This window comes from Flavobacterium sp. GW821-FHT11G01, from assembly GCF_058808175.1.
This window is the reverse complement of sequence record NZ_JBXARK010000008.1, coordinates 129,699-145,698: the sequence shown is the minus strand read 5'-3', so window position 1 is coordinate 145,698 and position 16,000 is coordinate 129,699. Positions and strand designations below refer to the sequence as shown.

Below are 16,000 nucleotides of genomic sequence, written 5' to 3'. Positions count from 1 at the left end.
GTTTATCAGCCGCAATCGTTTTGGGAGGTTTAACATCATTTGCTTCAACTTCTCCAATTTCAAATACAATCGTAAAAACTATTTCAATTCAGGACGAATATACTGAAATCAAAGTAGAAGAAGTACCAGCTGCAGTAACAGGTGCGCTTAAAAAAGCTTACCCGGATGCAATTCTTTCTAAAGCATATAAAAATGCTGCTTCTCAATATAAATTAGAAGTTACAGTAGGAGACAAAGTAGGTTCTCTTTATGCAAATGCAGACGGATCTTGGGTTAAAAAATAATCAAATAACTACTAAAAAACTATCATTATGAAAAAGTTAATCTTATCGGCAGCAATCCTGTTAGGAGGGCTGTCAATGCAGGCAGGAGTTATTGATATGAAAAATACAATAACAGAATCAGTAAAAATTCAGGACGAGTATAAAGAAGTTGATGCTGTTCCGGCAGCTATTAAAACAGCTTTAGATAATGCCTATCCGGGTGTTAAACTTGATAAAGCATATGTAAACGACAAAAAAGAGTATAAAATCGAGATTACTGTAAGAGGTGAAAAATCGACTGTTTACACTGACGAAAAAGGAAACGTCCTTAAAAAGTAACCATAAAATCCCCATAATATGAAAAAGTTAATCTTATCGGCAGCTATCCTTTTAGGAGGTCTGTCAATGAATGCAGCAACTTCGGTTGTAACAAATTCAATGATTTCAATAAACATTCAGGATGAATATACTGAAGTTGCGGCAGATGCCGTACCGGCAGCTGTCAAATCTACAATTGAAAAATCGTTTGTAGGTTCGAAACTGGAAAAAGCATGGAAAAATGCTAAGGATGAATACAAACTTGAAATTTCTAAAGAAGGTAAGAAATATACTTTTTTTACAGATGCTTCAGGAAACATCATTAAAAAATAATTAAAAAGAACATTATGAAAAAGTTAATCTTATCAGCAGCACTAATTTTGGGAGGTTTATCAATACATGCAACAACTACAGAAGCTGAAGCTGTAAAGATTGCTGTCAATGTTCAGGATGAATACAAGGAAGTTGCTTCAGATGCAGTTCCGGCTGCTGTGAAAACAGCTTTAGAAAAAGCGTATCCTGGCGCAAAGCTAGTGAAAGCTTATACAAATGAAAAAAAAGAGTATAAACTCGAAATATCAGTTGGTGACCAAAAGGCTACTGTTTTCTCAGATGTCAATGGCAATTGGTTAAAAATATAATTAGGTGAATTAGATTTATGTTTTTGGTAAAAAAGAGATTGCGACGTGCAATCTCTTTTTTTTTGCATAATTTTATGAAAATACAACTTTAATAGTATTATTTTAGCAAAAAAGACCCTAAAAACAGATGTCAAAGATATTACTGATAGAAGATGATATTTCGTTTTGCAAATTATTAGAGAAATTTCTAATAAAAAAAGCATACGATGTAACCGTTGCTTTCTCGGCAGAAGAAGCCCGATTGGCAATGAAAAAAGAATCTTTTGATTTGATTCTGACAGATCTGCGTTTGCCAGATTCTGACGGCATTGGACTTATGTCTGAATTTAAAACTTCAAATCCAGAAATCCCTGTGGTTCTTATGACAGGATATTCAGATGTCAATACAGCGGTGAAAGCCATTAAAAATGGTGCAGCCGATTATATTTCTAAACCTTTTAATCCTGATGAGGTTTTACTGGTTATTACAAATGCTTTAAAAAATTCTGAAGCAGAAGAAATTCCATCAAAAGAAAAAAAAGCACCAAAAAAGAAAGAAAATATTTCTGCTGAAAATGAATTTGTCAGAGGTATTTCTGTTGCTTCCAAAAAATTATTAGATCATATTCAATTGGTTAGTCCAACGGATATGTCCGTATTAATTATTGGTGAAAGCGGAACAGGAAAAGAAATCATTGCTAAAAGTATTCATCAGCAAAGTACTCGTAAAAACAATAATTTTATTGCGGTAGATTGTGGAGCTATTCCAAAAGAATTGGCAGCAAGTGAATTTTTTGGACATTTAAAAGGATCTTTCACAGGAGCCATCAGTGATAAAATGGGTTATTTTGAAGCCGCTAACGGTGGAACTTTGTTTTTAGATGAAATAGGAAATCTTTCATATGAAAATCAAATTCAGCTATTGAGAGCACTTCAGGAACGAAAAATTAAACCTGTTGGTAGCAATAAGGAAATTAACGTCGATATCCGAATCATAACCGCTACAAATGAAGATTTACGTGAGGCAGTAAAAAACGGCGATTTTAGAGAAGATTTATACCATAGAATTAATGAGTTCTCTATTCTTTCTCCTTCGTTAAAAGAAAGAGAAGAAGATTTAATGGTTTTTGCTGATTACTTTCTTGAAAAAGCCAATCAACAATTGAATAAAGAGATTATTGGTTTTTCTCCAGAAGTCGTGACTATTTTTCAAAAATACAATTGGCCGGGAAATTTACGTGAATTACAAAATTGTGTAAAACGCGCTACACTTCTTACCAGAGGAAGCTATATTGAAAGCGATGTTTTGCCAGCCGAGTTTTTTCAGGTTCAGAAGTCGAATCTGCAAAACCCAAATGAGACTTTTTCATTGTCTGAAAATGAAAAAGAAACTATTATTCATGCGCTTTCAAGAACTCAAAATAACAAATCGGAAGCGGCAAAATTGTTGAAAATCACCAGAAAAACACTTTATAATAAATTAAAGCAATATAATATCGATTAAGCTTTGTTGCTTATGAGTTTGCCACAAATTAAACAATTTCTTTTTCCAGCGCATTGAAAAGTGAATCGGTTTTGGATTCTAAAACTTTATAAATGTCTTTCAAATCAGAGATTTCAAAATCATTTTTATCTAAAACTTTTAAAATTCCACCAATTTCATAAGCTTCAATTTGATTGAACATTGGTGAGATTCGATGCGCAATAGCATTTATTTCTGAGATATTTTCTTCTGCAATGGCAGTTTCTAAGAAAGTCAAATTTTCATTAGTGCTTTCTATAAATGATTTTAAAACTTCTTTCAAAGCATCATCGTCATTCCCTAAAAATTCTTTTAACGTTTCTAACGAATATGATTTAACCGCTATTTTTTGTTCGTTATCCTTAATCTCAACTGCGGGCAAATCATCATTTTCTAAAATAAGATGTATGGTCTCCAGTAATATTTTAGGTGAATATGGTTTTTTAACCACAGTTGTAAAACCAGCTTTAGCATAAACAGAAGCATCTAAATCAGTTCTTCCGGTTAAGGCAATTACAGGTTGATTTTTGTAAACAGCAGTATTTTTCAGTTTTTGAAGGAACATAAAACCATCCATTTCCGGCATTTGAATATCGGTAATGATAAAATCAAAATTGGTTTTCTGAATTGCTTCCAAAGCTTTCATTGCACTGTTGAAAGACAAAACCTGATGGTTTTCCTGCCTTAAAACACCGCTCGTTAAATTAAGAAGATTGATATCGTCATCAATCACAATAAAAGTCTGTGCTTTAGTATTGCGAACGATTGGCTTTTTAATCTCAGCCACTGAATTTGTACTCGTGTCAAATAATAATGGCAGCTGAATTTCAAAGGTACTTCCTTTTCCAAACGTACTTTCAAGCTGTAAAGTTCCGCCTAAAATCGAAATTATTTTCTGGCAGATTGATAATCCCAAACCAGTTCCGCCGTATTTTTTTTCGATGCCTTCATTGGCTTGTGCAAATTCTTCAAAAACCAATTTTTGATTTCCCTTTTCAATTCCAATTCCACTATCTTCAATTGCAATTGTGAAAAATTGATCATTTTCACTCAGGAAAGCGCTAATTCGAATGAAACCTTCTTCCGTAAACTTATAGGCATTTCCGATAATATTACTTAGAATCTGTTTCAATCGAAACGGGTCTCCAACAATTTTTGTGTGCAGTTTTTCATCGACATTAATAATAAGTTCAATGTTTTTTTGCTCGTAAACGGTCTGGATACTTTTAGCAACCTCGTCAATAATTTCGGGTAATGAAAACGGAACTTTTTCAATGGTAATCTTCCCGGCTTCAATCTTCGAAAAATCGAGTAAATCCTGAACTAATTGCGTAATATATTCAGATGAATTTTTAATATTTTTAATGAAATACGATTGTTTCGTGTTAACATCAGAATTGCCCAAAAGTTCAGAATATCCCACAATCGTACTCAAAGGAGTTTTCAAATCGTGACTTACCGTCGAAATCAATTGCTCGCGGCTTTTTAATAAATTCTTGGTTTTGAAATTCGCAATCTCAAGCTGTTTTTTATAGACTTGCGATTTCGAATAATCGCTCACAATTAAAATGGAGAAAAACAAAGTCAAAACCAAGCCAATAATGGCAGATGCTGTAACAATCTCATTGACTTTTTTAAGGGATTTTTCTTTTAAGGAATTGTTTTTTATGGAGTTGATGATAATCTCACGCTCAATAATTCGAAGCACTTTTCGGAGTTGTTCTGAAATTGCAATTTCATTTTTGAGTAGTTTGTTTTCCTGAAAATTTAAAGATTCTTTTTTCTTTTCGGCTCTTTGTTTTACAGAACTCAAGAGTTTTTTTGAGTTGGCCAAAATAGAATCAGAAGCTTTTTTGCTCAAAGTATTCGTACTGTCATCCGGAATATTCTGATTCAGATAATCAACATATTTTTGAAGAACATTCTTTTGATAACTGCCTAATTGATTGGGGTTTTTTGTAAAATCCTGAAGTTCTAATTTTCGGAGTTTAAACTCCATTTTAGTAATTTCATCAATAGCAGAATTTACCGAAACTTCATCATCAGCTTTGTTTTTTATGGTTTTTAGCTGCTGAATGTTTTTGGTTTTTTCAGACAAATAATAATTGACACTGTCTAGTAATGTTTTTTGATATTGTGTAGTAACAATTTGTTTTAAAGTGTCGATTCTGGAACGCAAAGAATCGGTTTCAATAAGATAACTTTTAAAGTCACTTTCAGAGTTGGTCTGAATCGTTTTTCGTGCTAAACTCTCTGTTTTATAGACATTCGAAAATAATTTGCTGACTCTTAAAATCTTGGTTTTTTCGAAGGCAATTTTATCTTCCAGTTTGTTATAAACTACGTTTTCAGAATATAAAAACCATCCAACTGTCACAACCAAAGCGAGTAGTGCGACATAGCTAAAAAGCACTTTGATCGCTGTGTAACTTTTTTTACTCTCCATAGATTTTATTGTTGGATTTGGAAGTTTTAAATTCGAATTCCCTGCAATTTATTCAAAAAAAACTGTTTTAAAAAGAGAAATTAAGTAGAATCTGTTACATAATTCAAAGGTCTAGAATAAAATAGCCGCAGATTATGTAATAATCTGCGGCTATTAAATATTTTTAAGAGTAACTTATAGTGTTTCGTTCAGCCATTTAAAAAATTCACCTTGCCAAACCTGAGCATTTTGCGGATGCAATACCCAGTGGTTTTCATCAGGAAAATAAACAAATCGGCTTTTGATTCCTCTTAACTGAGCAGCTTGGAAAGCTTCTTGTCCTTGTCCAATCGGTACACGGAAATCCTTTCCTCCCTGAAAAATCAAAATTGGTCGATTCCAGTTTTGAACTAAAGTTGCCGGGTTAAAAGTAGTATATGATTTTTGCGCAACAGCATTGTCTTTTTCCCAATAAGCGCCACCAAAATCCCAGTTGTTAAAGAAAACTTCTTCAGTTGTTCCCAACATACTTACGGTGTTGAAAACGCCATCGTGTGCGATAAAAGTTTTGAAACGGTTGTTGTGAATTCCAGCCAAATAAAATACTGAATATCCTCCGTAACTTGCTCCAACGCAACCTAAACGGCTTTTGTCAACGTAGCTTTCTTTGGCAACATCATCAATTGCAGAAAGGTAATCGTCCATAACTTGTCCGCCCCAGTCTTTACTAATTTTCTCATTCCATTCCACACCATGTCCTGGCATACCACGACGGTTTGGCGCTACAACAACATAACCTTTCGCAGCCATTAAAGAAAAATTCCAACGGAAAGAATAGGATTGTGTCAACGCACTTTGTGGTCCGCCCTGGCAAAACAATAAAGTTGGGTATTTTTTTGAAGCATCAAAATTTGGAGGTAAAATTACCCAAACCAACATTTTTTTACCATCAGTGGTCGTAACATAACGTTTCTCCGTTTTGCTTAACGCTAATGTTTTGTACGTATCTGTATTTACATTTGAAAGTTGTTTCCAGCTGTTTTTCTTCAAATTAAAAGAATAAATTTCTGGTGCGTGATTCATATCATTTCTGGTTACGATGATGTCATCTCCAGCAAAACCTACTAAATCATTTACGTCAAAATCTCCATTTGTAATCTGGCGAACCTGAATTGCAATTCTGGTCAATCCCGGAAAGTTTACTACAAAAAGTTGTTTTGTACCGTCAACTGGCGCTACAAAATAAACGTTTTTACCATCTTTACTCCAGATAAAATTATCTACAGTTCCGTCCCAATTGGCTGTTAGGTTTGTTTTGATTCCCTTAAACTCGACAATAATATCATTTTTGTCTGCTTCGTAACCATCACGTTTCATTTGTAACCAAGTCAAATTTCCTGTTGGAGAAAATTGCGGAGCCGTATCGTAACCTAAATTATCTTCGGTTCTGTTGCTTGTTTTTTGAGTCTCTAAATTGTACTCATAAATATTGGTGTTTGTAGAAATTGCATAATCAGTTCCTGCTTTTTTCTTGCAAACATATAAAATGCTTTTTCCGTCAGGTGACCAGATATAATCTTCGTCGCCACCAAAAGGTTTTTGCGGAGAATCAAAATTTTCACCTTTTAAAATGTCAATTCCGGCAGCTCCTTCCTTGTTTTCTTTATAAAAAACGTGGTTGAATTTCCCTTCGTTCCAAGTGTCCCAATGACGGTAATCCAAACCATCATAAATTTGAGCATCTGATTTGGTAAGGCTTGGGTAAAAATCTTTTCCTAAAACTTTTTCCAGTTTAACTTCTTCATTGTACACTAAAAATTTTCCGTCAGGCGAAACATTTTTGTCGGCCAAAACCGCTTTAGTGTCTTTAATTTCAGTTGCAATTCCGCCATTTACTGGCAGGATGTAAAATTTTGAAGATGATTTGTTTTCTTCTACTGAAGGAGTAGAAACTTTAAAAACAACATTTTTTTCATCTTTTGAAAGTCCAAGTGCAGTCACTCTTCCTAATTTCCATAACAATTCTGGTGACATCACATTCTGTCCGATAGCGTTTAAACTCATCATTATTAAGGTTGTAAATAATACTTTTTTCATAATAAAATTCTAATATTCGTGGGGCTAAAAGTACAAATATATTTTAGCAACTAAATGTTAAAAGAATCACACCATATAAGTAATATTAGATAATTCAAATTCATTTTTGAACATTAAATTTTTTGAAATTAACCATTAAGAGATTAAGAAAAATTAAGCACTACTTCTTAATATAACTTAATCTCTTAATGGTAAAAAAATATATTCAAATGATCTTATATTACTTATATGGTGAAACAAAAATCATTATTTTTATAAAAAAATGGCAAATGGAATTAAGTTATTGGGAACTTAAAAACTGGTTCACGAATGTTGATTATACCATTGTTGGAAGCGGTATTGTAGGCCTACACGCCGCATTGCGCTTACGCGAAAGATTTCCGGCGGCTAAAATTTTGGTTTTAGAAAAAGGAATGCTGCCACAAGGCGCGAGTACCAAAAATGCCGGTTTTGCCTGTTTTGGAAGTCTTTCTGAAATTTTGGAAGATCTCAAAACACATTCGGAAGAAGATGTAATTGCATTAATTGAAAAACGCTGGCAAGGTTTGCAATTGCTCCGAAAAAGATTAGGAGATGCAGCAATAGATTTTAAACCTCATGGCGGATATGAATTATTTTTGAAAGAAGATGAAAGAGGTTTTAATGAATGTGTCGCGCGATTGCCTTTTATCAATGAAATATTAAAACCACTTTTTAAAGCTGATGTTTTTACCAAAGAAGTAGACCGATTTGGTTTTGAAAATATTCAGGAATATTTAATTTTTAATCCGTTTGAAGCGCAGATTGATACCGGAAATATGATGCAGGAATTGTTGAAACAAGCCGTTGCTGCTGATATTTTGATTTTGAATCAGCAAACGGTAACAGGATATGCTGATTTAGGAAATCAGGTTGAAATTGCGCTAAACGATTTCAGTTTTACCTCAAAAAAAATATTATTTGCAACAAATGGCTTTGCTAATACGTTAACAAAAGGAGCGGTGCAGCCGGCGAGAGCACAGGTTTTAATTACAGAGCCAATTTCGAATTTAGACATTCGTGGCACTTTTCATTTAGATCGTGGCTATTATTATTTCAGAAATATTGGTGACCGAATCTTACTTGGCGGAGGCCGAAACTTAGATTTTGAAACAGAAAATACAACCGAATTTGGCCAAACGAAAATTGTGCAAAATAAATTGGAAGAGTTGCTGAAAAATGTAATTTTACCAAATCAGGATTTCCAGATTGCCCATCGTTGGAGTGGGATTATGGGAGTAGGAAACAGTAAAAAACCTGTAGTGTCGCAATTGTCTGAAAACGTGTTTTGTGGAGTGCGTTTAGGCGGAATGGGCGTCGCAATAGGAAGTTTAATAGGAACAGAATTAGCAGATTTAATATAATGGCAGCAACCAAGAAACCAGCACCAAAAAAAACAACCGCAAGCAAACCAAAACCAGCTGCGAAAAAGAAAACCAATCGTTCTTTTGGCGAAAAAGTAAAATGGTTTTTTATTAAACTGTTTTTATGGTTTTTCGGACTTTCGATCGGATCGGTTATAATTTTTAAATATGTGCCGGTACCTTTTACGCCTTTAATGGTGATTCGTGCGATCGAAAATAAATTAGGAGGAAAAGAAGTTTACTTTGATCACGATTGGGAGCCAATTGAGAAAATTTCGATGAATCTTCAAAAAGCGGTTATCGCGAGTGAAGACGGTACTTTTTTATATCACAATGGTTTCGATTTCAAGGCGCTTCAAAAAGCATATAAAAGCAACGAACGCGGACGCCGAATTCGTGGTGGAAGCACCATTTCGCAACAAACGGCCAAAAACGTTTTTTTATGGCAGGGAAAAAGTTATTTCCGTAAAGGTTTAGAAGCTTATTTTACCGTTTTAATCGAAATAATCTGGGGGAAACAACGCATCATGGAAGTTTACCTGAATAGTATTGAAATGGGCGATGGCGTTTATGGCGCTTATGCTGCTACAGAACATTGGTACCGTCGTGATGCTTCGAGTTTAACTGCCATGCAGGCAGCTGGAATTGCAGCAATTTTGCCAAACCCACGAAAATTTAAAGCTACAGGATCTTCAAGTTATATCAATCGTCGCAAAGAGCGAATTGTTCGCGAAATGCGTGCTGTTGGAAAAATAAATTATAATGCGAAATAAAAAGATTGTTTTTGTATTCCTGGTTCTTACCACAGCGCTATCTTTTGGGCAGGGAAAAACAAAAGAATTTGGTTTTATTTCCGATAATGATTTATATACGTCGTCTAAAAACGATATGTATTATACAAACGGTTTAGAACTGTTTTTCCGATACCTGTCGAAGAACGAAAACGAAAAAATCAATAAAAAAATTACTGAATTCCGTTTAGGACAATATATTTATAATCCGAGATATATTAATGAAACGGCTGTCGATATTAACGATCGCCCATTTACCGGTTATCTTTTTGCCGAAGCCGGACGCAGTTTTTTCTACCAAAGCGAATCGGTTTTAAAGACCGATTTTCAGTTGGGTTTTATGGGGCCAAATGCTTTTGGTCGTGAAACACAGGAAAGTTTTCATCACGTAATTGGATATAAAAAAGTATACGGCTGGGAAAATCAGCTTGATAATGCATTTGCCGTACAGGCGCATGTGATGTATTCTAAGAAATTATTTCCCAGCAAACACAACGATTTTGTAGATCTTCATTTTCAGTCAGAAGCGAATTTGGGGACTATTTTTGATGGCGTTTCCACTGGTTTTTTGGCCCGAATTGGGTTTAAGAAATTACTTCCTGTTTATGATTCTAATTTGCATGACGCTTCGGTAAGTTCTCAACCGCAATTTGATGTTAGGGAATTTTACTTTTATGCGATGCCAAGCGTCAATTACCAATTTTATGACGCGACTATCGAAGGCAGTATGTTTAGCGATACAAGTCCGGTTACTTTTGAGTTGGAACCGCTTCGTTTCAACGCCGAGGCTGGTTTAAAATACCGCCACAACAATTTCAATATTTCTTATTCTTTTCTTTATCGTGGACGCGAATTGAAAGATCCTGAAACGAATACCAATGCGGGTTATTTTTATGGGTCGATTCGATTGGGGTTTTTGATTAAGTAGGGGGTGTTTGCCACGAAGGCGCTAAGGCACTAAGTTTTTTTTAACCGCAAAGTTCGCAAAGGTTTTACGCAAAGAGCGCAAAGTTTGTTTGCCGGTGAGGTCGCAAAGCTGTATAGTTCTGCCGCAATTTTGTCATTCCGACGAAGGAGAACCCGAGCGATAGCAAATTGTCGAAGCAATCCCCGCAAAAAGCTCCATAAAGTTGCCACAATATTGTCATCCTGACGAAGGAAGGATCACACTAGAAACTCGACAAAGTTTTACAATTTAATCAAATTATGAAAAAGAATTATTCTTTTACTCTCATCGCCTTAATCGCTTCAAGTTTCATCCACGCACAAACAGAAAGTAATCTTCCATTTGAAAATCGAGAACTGACGATTGAAAAAGTAATGGCAGGAATAGTCATGTTATTTGTTTATTTTATACCAACGATTATTTCATGGAATAAAAAAAACAGCAAATATTTATTAGTATTTAACCTTCTTACCGCATGGACAGTGCTTTGCTGGTTTATTTCTTTTGTTTGGGCGTTACAAATAAATACAAAACATGCAAGAATTTTGGCTGAAGAGAAGAAAGCCAGGAAGAAAGATGAAAAACTTAAATCTTCTACAACTTAAGTTAAACTTCAGATTGTTTTCAGGTAAAAGTACGCAGTCAAGTGGATTGATAAAAGGTTACTTTTGTTTTAGCAATGATTTTTTAAAACCTAAAAAAGACTACAAAAAACATATCAAGAATGAATAATCTTTACTGACTATGGGTAATGCAAAAAAAACATCAACATCAAAATGATTTTATATAAATATCGAACAGACTCCAGCTTTACTGAACAAATTATAACGAAAGGTCAAGTTTATCTAGCCACTGCAACTGAATTGAATGATCCTTTTGAATGTTCATTGCAAGAGATTGGTAAAGAATGGATTGAAAAGAAAGTTGCAGAATTGCAAGGAGCGGGAGTAATGGGTTTCATAATGGAAGCCAATCGATCAATTAAAGAACGTCGTGAATATTTTGGTTTGACCATTTCAGAAACAAAAAAAATGCTGCAATCGATAAAAAAGATGGACAATGTTAGAGATATTTATTTATTGCGTTCGAAAGTAATGAAGAAATATACTGGACATAAACCTGCAGATGTCGAAGGTCTCTTCGCCGGAATTGACTCACAACTTCTTTCAGTAGGAATTTTTAGCATGTCAACTAATTCAAAACACCCTTTAATGTGGTCTCACTATGCTGGAGATCACAATGGGATTTGCCTTGGATTCTTGAAAACGCCTGAATCAAGACTTTCTAATCCAGAAAACTTATTGCCAGTAATCTACTCTGATAAAATGCCGACACTGGAAGGTGACGGTTTTCAAACAATTATGAGCTTTAGCGTTGATAATAATGGAAGAATGTATACTTCGAGTTACAAGTTAGCATTTAATGACAAAACTCTTCAAAATGCAATTTCTACAAAATCGATGGACTGGAAATATGAGGAAGAATGGAGATACGTTGAGCCTTTCGGAGGTGTGTTTGACTTGCCTGCACCTCTTCATGAAATTATATTTGGGTTAAATTGTCGCGATTCAAGAATATACCATTACATCAAATTAGCTGAAGAGAATATACCCTATCCTATACAGATATTTAAAATGAGAAGGAAACCAAACTCTACCGAAATAACAAGAGAGCTGTTTGAAAAACCGGTAACAATTCCTAAAGTATTAAAATCACCAATCGAAAAGTTGAATCGAGATAAAGATGGCATAACATTGGATGAGTTCAAAAGCAAAATGGATCGCCTAATTAAACAAGAAAAATATGGAGAGGTTTTGTATTTTGTTAATGAAAATTTAATGCTTACCCCTAATTCACCCGATTTATTACATTTAAAAGGAGTCGCTCACGGCTTTGCTCAAGAACATGATTTAGCTCTAGAATGTTTTTCAAAACTCAATCAAGATTTTCCAGAAGATGCGCAGTGTTGGTATCAAACTGCTTGCGCTTTGACTGCTTTGGATCGACATGAAGATGCTGTGGGAGCTCTTAGAACTGCTTTTAAACTTGATAAAGAAAACGCCAGTATATGTTTTAATTTGGCCATTGAGTTAATTAGAACTGACAGTGATGAGACTGAAGTACTAAGATTTTTACATCTGGCACATGATTTAGGACATAGACGGGCAAATTCGATTATCAGGCAGCTCAAGAATGAAGGAATTGACAGTTTACTATAAGTGAAGATTGTAATACCCATAGCACACTCTACAAGCAATTTGGGTTTTAGGCTTAATTTGAAATTGGTTTTGTTTTTGGGATAATTTGGCAAATCCTAAGAATGGGCTTAATTTAGCCTCAAGCCTGTTGAAGCCCCAGAACGATGTGTGAAATTACCCTAAACGAAATCTAAAGAATTTATGAAGCCAGAAAATTATCCCGATATTATTTACAAATATAGATCTTGGTCAAATGAGTTTCATAAAAATATTCTAACCAAAGGCGAATTATATTTATCAGCACCGAAAAATTTTAATGATCCTTTTGATTTTGGAATTAGTAAAAATTTTTTGTTGCTAGATACGCCTGAAAAAATTGCGCGTTATGTTGACGAAGGAATTGAAAAACATAAATCTTGGCTTTTAAAAAACGGACGAAATTTAGAGAGCGAAAGAGCTTTTCAATTGAAAAGACTGCAAAATCTCGAACAATATCAGCAAGAATATGAAACTATTGAGTTTGATGCAAATAATAATCACTATGGAGTTTTGTCCCTATCTTCAAGATGGGATTCAATTTTAATGTGGTCTCATTATGGAGATTTTCATAAAGGTTTTAATGTTGGTTACAAAGAAGATATGATGAGAGAGTCGGGTTTATTTGGAAAGGGCGGTCCAGTGATTTATTCAGATACTTACCCTCAAATTGAAGCTTTAAGCGAACACACAAAAGAGATTTCTGTTTTACAAACTCACTATAAATCTAAAGAATGGGAATATGAAAAAGAATACCGATTAACAAAACTATTCTATCCTAAACCTGCTAGTGAAACAGATCGAATCATTAATATTCCTTTTGAATTTATAGAAGAGATAAATTTAGGTATGAACATTCCAGATAATGATAAAAAAGAAATCGTTGAAATCGCTAAAGAGAAAAATATAAAAATCTTTCAAACAAAAAAAATTTCATTCAAGTTTGAATTGAACAAGTTTCAAATATAACTACAAACAACAGTTACCAAAACAGATTTGGATATTTGGTTCAATCGAAATGTGGGATTTATTTTGAATATTTAGTTAATCTGAAACAATCTTAACTTAGAATTGCATGTTTCAATTAAGTCAGTATTATATTCGGTACTAGATTATCCGATAGCGCACATTTACAATCCATACCCACAAAGAAAATCCACAATCTAAAGAAATCCCGAAATTTTAAGTTTCGGGATTTCTTATTTTAGGACTTAAGTCAGGTCGTTTAGGTTCAATCATGAAGTGTTTAGGTTCTTTCATGAAATTTTTACGTTATGAACCTAAAATTTTAGGTACAATAGGGTAAAACTTTAGGTTCTAAACCTAAACGTTTACGTTCGTGACGTCAAATTTTAGGTTGCGAACGTATAAAATGAGGCCTGGTAGGGTAAAAATATCATGATAGAACCTAAACGATGGGGTTGCGAGCCTCAAAGTAAATCTACAACCCAACTCAAACCTCTTATAAAAACAAAACTTCTAATCTAGCCCCGATGGGAGCGGTATCCTTTTTCTTCCGCCCATAGCGGAAGAAAAAGATTTAGCGGACAGCGGGACGGGTCGTCTGTTGAAAGAAAATCTTCTGCTCCTGAATAAAAAAATTGTCAACGGAAACCTCTTTCTGGAATAAAAATGAATTCCGGAATAGAATATCTGTTTTGTTGGAGTAAACTTTTTCAGAAAATAATTGAAAACCAAAATGATTTCGTCGGAATATTTATTTGACATCATTACGGGAAGCCGTAAGTAAAGTTTGGTTTTTACTAATATATTTACCCACTAAGCATAAACAACGCAATTTTTGGGTTAGCCCTAATTTACTGGTAATTCGGGAGAACGACAACGATAAAAAATAAACTAAAAAATGACTTTCATTAAAACAATTTCTACATTTTTACTTTCGCTTTTATTAGTAACTACAAGTTTTGGACAAGCTGCTAAGCAAAAAACTAAAATCTTATTAATTGGCACAATTCACTTTGAAACACCTCATTTAGATGCGCATGAATTAAAGACAGACGATTTTTTAGCTCCAAAAAGACAGCAGGAACTGGAAGAACTGACTGAAACTTTAAAACGAACAAATGCTGATAAAGTGATGATTGAAAAACCATTTAATAAACAACAGCAAATTGATAGTTTGTATAGTGCATATTCACAAAATAAGTATAAGTTAACAGTTTCTGAACGAGAGCAAATTGGCTTTAGATTAGCTAAAAAATTAAATTTAAAACAGATCAATTGTGTTGATGTTTTGTATCTAATGAAACATGATAGTTTAGTTTCTGTAACGGCTAAAGAAAAAAATCAGTTGTATATATTAAAGGATTTAGGTATTACTGCGAATAACTTTATGGCTGAAATAGATGGTGTGGTAAAACGAAATTCAATAACCGAAATACTAAAATATCTAAATACAAAAGAACTTTTGCAGAAAAATTTATCCTTGTACTTAAAATATTATGCAAAAATTGGAGCAGGAGAAAATTATATTGGTGCAGAATCAGTTTCTGATTGGTATTTGAGGAATTTAGCGATTTACGCTAATGTAATTACTCAAGTAAATGCAAATGACAAATACGTTATATTACTATTTGGACAAGGACATATTCCGATATTAAAACACTTATTACAAAATAATGACGATTTTGAAGTCGTTGAAGTAAATAGTGTGCTAAAATAAACTGCGAATACTATTTATAGAAAATTCGATATTAAATTTTAATCCTCTGAAGAATCTAATTCTTTGGTGAAATACCAATTTTTTAGAATCACTATAAAATTTGAAATTATAGCAATAAACATAATTTTGATTATAAAAATGGTAATAGATTCAGAGACACCATCCATGATATCAGGGATTTTGTTGTCGTATTTTCTCCCGCCGGAATTTTGCAAGATGAAAATTAATGCCCAAAAACTAAAGAAGAAAAGAACGAAATATAGTAACATCGATGTATTCTTGTAGAGATAATGAAAAATCGCGGAGAATATAAAACTCGCAACTGCGAAATAAAATAAACTCATAATCACAAGACTATTGAAGAAAAAAACACTAGTTATGGCGTAATTTTCTAAAGTTACAATTAAAAAATAGGCTGTAGCAATTAGAACAGTGAGAGTAGTTGCCTGAAGTATAGTAAGAAAGCTTTTAATATTTTCTTTGTCGTCTTCCATTTTAATAACGAGTCTTTGTAAACATTGTATTGAAATAAAAAAACCGTATCACAATAAAGTAATACGGTTTTTTTGTGGAGAATACCGGATTCGAACCGGTCACCCCTTGCCTGCCAGGCAAGTACTCTAGCCAAATGAGCTAATCCCCCAAAGCGTTAGCAAATAAAGTCAATTAATTGGCAAAAAACAAATTTCAAAAGGCTTCCCGTGAAATTATTTTTCAAA

General features: G+C 33.8%; 15 protein-coding genes and 1 tRNA gene. 12 read left to right on the top strand and 4 right to left on the bottom strand.

The genetic code is table 11. The features are described 5' to 3' along the window. From AC1RRN_RS15360 to AC1RRN_RS15340, 5 genes are all read left to right on the top strand, one after another. Positions 1 to 284, top strand: a 284-nt coding sequence (locus AC1RRN_RS15360) for a hypothetical protein (protein WP_492968134.1), incomplete at its 5' end; no start/stop codon positions are given. Positions 285 to 311: 27 nt separating this feature from the next. Next, positions 312 to 602: a hypothetical protein gene (locus tag AC1RRN_RS15355; protein WP_492968133.1), complete on the top strand. Its 291-nt coding sequence runs from the start codon at positions 312 to 314 to the stop codon at positions 600 to 602. 18 nt (positions 603 to 620) lie between these two features. Beyond that, positions 621 to 914 carry a hypothetical protein gene (locus AC1RRN_RS15350; protein WP_492968132.1) on the top strand — a complete coding sequence of 98 codons (294 nt, stop codon included), beginning with the start codon at positions 621 to 623 and terminating at the stop codon, positions 912 to 914. 14 nt (positions 915 to 928) lie between these two features. After that, a complete protein-coding gene (locus tag AC1RRN_RS15345) occupies positions 929 to 1,222 on the top strand; it encodes a PepSY-like domain-containing protein (RefSeq protein ID WP_492968131.1) in 294 nt (97 codons plus the stop codon). Between the two features lie 127 nt (positions 1,223 to 1,349). Next, positions 1,350 to 2,705, top strand: a complete 1,356-nt coding sequence (locus AC1RRN_RS15340; RefSeq protein ID WP_492968130.1) for a sigma-54-dependent transcriptional regulator — start codon at positions 1,350 to 1,352, stop codon at positions 2,703 to 2,705. A 28-nt stretch (positions 2,706 to 2,733) separates the two neighbouring features. Here AC1RRN_RS15340 and AC1RRN_RS15335 read toward each other — a convergent pair whose 3' ends face one another. Next, complete coding sequence (locus tag AC1RRN_RS15335; RefSeq protein ID WP_492968129.1) at positions 2,734 to 5,169, bottom strand: ATP-binding response regulator; 2,436 nt, start codon at positions 5,167 to 5,169, stop codon at positions 2,734 to 2,736. A 174-nt stretch (positions 5,170 to 5,343) separates the two neighbouring features. Beyond that, the gene (locus AC1RRN_RS15330) at positions 5,344 to 7,245 is read right to left on the bottom strand and encodes a S9 family peptidase (RefSeq protein WP_492968128.1); all 1,902 of its coding nucleotides are present in this window, start codon (positions 7,243 to 7,245) and stop codon (positions 5,344 to 5,346) included. A gap of 269 nt (positions 7,246 to 7,514) precedes the next feature. Here AC1RRN_RS15330 and AC1RRN_RS15325 point away from each other — a divergent pair, with 269 nt between their 5' ends. The 7 genes from AC1RRN_RS15325 (at position 7,515) to AC1RRN_RS15295 (ending at position 15,281) form a co-directional block, all read left to right on the top strand. After that, positions 7,515 to 8,627 carry an NAD(P)/FAD-dependent oxidoreductase gene (locus AC1RRN_RS15325; RefSeq protein WP_492968262.1) on the top strand — a complete coding sequence of 371 codons (1,113 nt, stop codon included), beginning with the start codon at positions 7,515 to 7,517 and terminating at the stop codon, positions 8,625 to 8,627. Further along, positions 8,627 to 9,400 carry a monofunctional biosynthetic peptidoglycan transglycosylase gene (gene mtgA / locus AC1RRN_RS15320; protein WP_492968127.1) on the top strand — a complete coding sequence of 258 codons (774 nt, stop codon included), beginning with the start codon at positions 8,627 to 8,629 and terminating at the stop codon, positions 9,398 to 9,400. Before AC1RRN_RS15325 ends, mtgA begins: the two co-directional genes overlap by 1 nt. Continuing rightward, positions 9,390 to 10,346, top strand: a complete 957-nt coding sequence (locus AC1RRN_RS15315) for a lipid A deacylase LpxR family protein (RefSeq protein WP_492968126.1) — start codon at positions 9,390 to 9,392, stop codon at positions 10,344 to 10,346. Before mtgA ends, AC1RRN_RS15315 begins: the two co-directional genes overlap by 11 nt. 278 nt (positions 10,347 to 10,624) lie before the next feature. Continuing rightward, positions 10,625 to 10,969, top strand: coding sequence for a superinfection immunity protein (locus tag AC1RRN_RS15310; RefSeq protein ID WP_492968125.1), 345 nt, complete (start codon positions 10,625 to 10,627; stop codon positions 10,967 to 10,969). A 171-nt stretch (positions 10,970 to 11,140) separates the two neighbouring features. Further along, positions 11,141 to 12,583: a DUF2971 domain-containing protein gene (locus tag AC1RRN_RS15305; protein ID WP_492968124.1), complete on the top strand. Its 1,443-nt coding sequence runs from the start codon at positions 11,141 to 11,143 to the stop codon at positions 12,581 to 12,583. Positions 12,584 to 12,763: 180 nt separating this feature from the next. After that, positions 12,764 to 13,567: a DUF2971 domain-containing protein gene (locus AC1RRN_RS15300; protein ID WP_492968123.1), complete on the top strand. Its 804-nt coding sequence runs from the start codon at positions 12,764 to 12,766 to the stop codon at positions 13,565 to 13,567. An 895-nt stretch (positions 13,568 to 14,462) separates the two neighbouring features. Then, positions 14,463 to 15,281 (top strand): DUF5694 domain-containing protein, encoded by an 819-nt coding sequence (locus AC1RRN_RS15295; RefSeq protein ID WP_492968122.1) that lies wholly within the window; start codon positions 14,463 to 14,465, stop codon positions 15,279 to 15,281. 38 nt (positions 15,282 to 15,319) lie between these two features. Here AC1RRN_RS15295 and AC1RRN_RS15290 read toward each other — a convergent pair whose 3' ends face one another. Together AC1RRN_RS15290 and AC1RRN_RS15285 are read right to left on the bottom strand one after the other, a co-directional pair. Next, the gene (locus AC1RRN_RS15290) at positions 15,320 to 15,775 is read right to left on the bottom strand and encodes a hypothetical protein (protein WP_492968121.1); all 456 of its coding nucleotides are present in this window, start codon (positions 15,773 to 15,775) and stop codon (positions 15,320 to 15,322) included. 75 nt (positions 15,776 to 15,850) lie between these two features. After that, positions 15,851 to 15,924: transfer RNA gene (locus tag AC1RRN_RS15285), tRNA-Ala, on the bottom strand. Positions 15,925 to 16,000: the final 76 nt, after the last annotated feature.